Below are 2,685 nucleotides of genomic sequence, written 5' to 3'. Positions count from 1 at the left end.
CCAGCGAACTCGCCTGCTGTTCGGTGCGAGAAGACAGGTCCTGGTTGCCCGATGCAATCTGCGCCGACGCCGTCGCGATGGTGTCGCTCGAATCCTTGATCTCCAGCACGATCGACGTCAGCTGCGACTGCATCTTCTGGATGGAGTGCAACAGGCTGCCGTCGCGCACTGTGTCGGCCTCGATCGTCAGCGACAGGTCGCCGTCGGCGATGCGGCCCACCACGTCGGCTGCGTATTGCGGCTCGCCGCCGAGTTGCCGGCCCATCAGGCGCGCCACCAGCAGGCCCAGGCCGACGCTGACCACGATGCCGGCCAGCGCCAGCCCGAGCATCGTCACGCGCGAAGTCTTGTAGGTTGCGTCGGCCAGTTCGGCACGCTCGCGCGCGTGATCCTTGCTGTAGGCGACCATGCGCTGCAGCACTTCCTCGAGCCCGCGCGACTCCTTCAGCAGGCGCGCGGTCTCCTCGCTCACCTGGCTGTCGAACTGGGTGCTGTCCAGCGGCTGCTTCTTCAGCAGGGTCACGAAGTCGTTCATGTGCGCCGTCAGCGGCCCGACCAGCCCCTCGAACTGGCCGAACAGCTTTGCGCCCTCCTCGGTTTCACCGAAGAAAGACTTGACCTCGGCGGCACGCGCAGCGAGCCCGTCCATCGACGCCTTGACCTCGTTCGCGCCCGTATTGCGCTCTCCCAACGTGCCGGCCGACAGCAGCGTCACCTGGGCGCGGCTGGCGTACAGCAGGCGGATGTTGGCCTCCTGCACGGCCTGCACCGCGCGCAGCTCGTTCGCATAGAGCGCCTCGGTCGACGCGCTGATGCGGCCCATGTGGAAGATGCCGAGCGCGCTCACTGCTGCGCCGATTGCCGCGACCACCAGGAAGCTGAGGATCAGCCGGACGGTGACGCGAAGATTCTGGAACCACTGCATTGTCTTGCCTTCCAAGTTTTCTCAAGCTGCCGATGCAGCGAAGTCCAGCCGATGGGCCTCGTCGACGGCCTGCCTGCCACCAAGTCGGAACACACCGACCACCTGCGACAGGCTTCCTGCCTGCTCCCTCAGCGACTGAGCCGCTGCGGAAGCCTCTTCGACCAGCGCGGCGTTCTGCTGCGTCACTTGGTCCATCTGGGTAATGGCCTGGTTGATCTGCTCGATGCCCGAGGTCTGCTCCTGGCTCGCAGCAGTGATCTCGCCCATGATGTCGGTCACGCGCTTCACGCTGCCGACGATTTCGTCCATCGTGCGGCCGGCCTCTTCGACCTGCTTGCTGCCCTCTTCGACCTTCTCCACCGAGTCGCCGATCAGGGTCTTGATCTCCTTGGCGGCTGCTGCGGAGCGTTGGGCCAGGCTGCGCACTTCGGAGGCGACAACGGCAAAGCCGCGGCCCTGCTCACCTGCGCGCGCTGCTTCGACGGCAGCGTTCAGTGCAAGGATGTTCGTCTGGAAGGCGATGCCATCGATCACGCCGATGATGTCGACGATCTTCTTGGACGACGCATTGATCGAGCCCATGGTGTCGACCACCTGGGAAACCACGCTGCCGCCCTTGACCGCGACTTCGGAGGCAGACACCGCCAGTTGGTTCGCCTGACGCGCGTTGTCCGCGTTCTGCTTCACCGTCGAGGTCAGTTCTTCCATCGACGCAGCCGTTTGTTCGAGCGAGCTCGCCTGCTGCTCGGTGCGAGAAGACAGGTCCTGGTTGCCCGATGCGATCTGGCTCGACGCCGTCGCGATGGTTTCGGTTCCTTCACGCACCTCGCCCACCACCTTGGCAAGGCTTTCGTTCATGTTCCGCAGCGCCAGCATGAGCTGGCCGGTCTCGTCCCGGCCCTGCACCTCGATGTTGGCGCTCAGGTCGCCCGAGGCGACGGTCTCGGCGACCTCCACTGCGCGCGCCAGGGGCCGCACGATGCTGCGCGAGATGAAATAGGCGAAGATGCCGCCGCTGACCACGATCAGCACGGTCAGCAGCAACTGCAGGTCGAAGCTGCGGGTGTTCGCTGCGTCGATGGCCTCGCTCATGTCGTCGATGGCCTTGCGCTCCAGCGACAGCAGGTCCAGCACGCGGCTTTCATAGGCCTTGGCCGCCGGCTGGAAGACTTCCTTGAAGACGCGTGCGGTCGCCACCGTGTCGCCGCCGGCCTTGGCCTTGCCCACGTCGTCCTTCGCGGCCTGGTACTTCGCGCGCAGCTCGATGATGGACTTGAGGATGGCCTTCTCCTCGTCCGTCACCAGCAGCTTCTCGACCTTGGCGATGGTCTCGCTGCCCTTCTTCACGCTGTCGGAGATGACGTCGGCGAAGACCACCGGCAGGCTCTCGTCGGTGGTGCGGGCGATCATCGAGGTGCGGGCGATGGCCGAATAGGTCAGCACGTACCAGTCGGAGATGAGCCGTTCCTTCGCGAGCGGGCTGCGCATCATGACCCGCGTCGCCTCCGCGCTGTTGCGCGCCGATACCAGGGCGATGGCGGTGGAAACCACGGTCAGGCCGAGGACGATGGCGAAAGCCAGTGCCAGCCGTTTGCCGATTCGGAGGTTGGAGAGCAGGTTCATGGTGCAGGAGTTGGAGGTGAAGGGTGGGGCGGCTGCGCCGCGTTCAGGCCACGGTGGCGGCTTCGACCAGCCCCATCTCCTCGCTGGACATGAGCCGGTCGATGTCCACCAGGATCAGCATCCGCTCGTCCAGCGTG

The 2,685-nt window shown here is 65.4% G+C and carries 2 protein-coding genes and 1 pseudogene; all 3 read right to left on the bottom strand.

All coding sequences use genetic code 11. The features are described from left to right. Positions 1-925 (bottom strand): MCP four helix bundle domain-containing protein (locus ACTJLF_RS34430; RefSeq protein ID WP_440884874.1); only part of this gene is annotated, 925 nt, incomplete at its 3' end. Between the two features lie 21 nt (positions 926-946). Continuing rightward, positions 947-2,548, bottom strand: coding sequence for a methyl-accepting chemotaxis protein (locus tag ACTJLF_RS34425; protein WP_354326145.1), 1,602 nt, complete (start codon positions 2,546-2,548; stop codon positions 947-949). Positions 2,549-2,591: 43 nt separating this feature from the next. Continuing rightward, positions 2,592-2,685 (bottom strand): annotated as a pseudogene (locus ACTJLF_RS34420) (chemotaxis protein CheW); the annotation flags it as partial.

The sequence above is a fragment of the Variovorax sp. 22077 genome (assembly GCF_052044195.1).
Taxonomy (GTDB): domain Bacteria; phylum Pseudomonadota; class Gammaproteobacteria; order Burkholderiales; family Burkholderiaceae_C; genus Variovorax; species Variovorax atrisoli.
The sequence above is the reverse complement of the archived record's forward strand: the minus strand, read 5'-3'. Positions and strand labels throughout refer to the sequence as shown.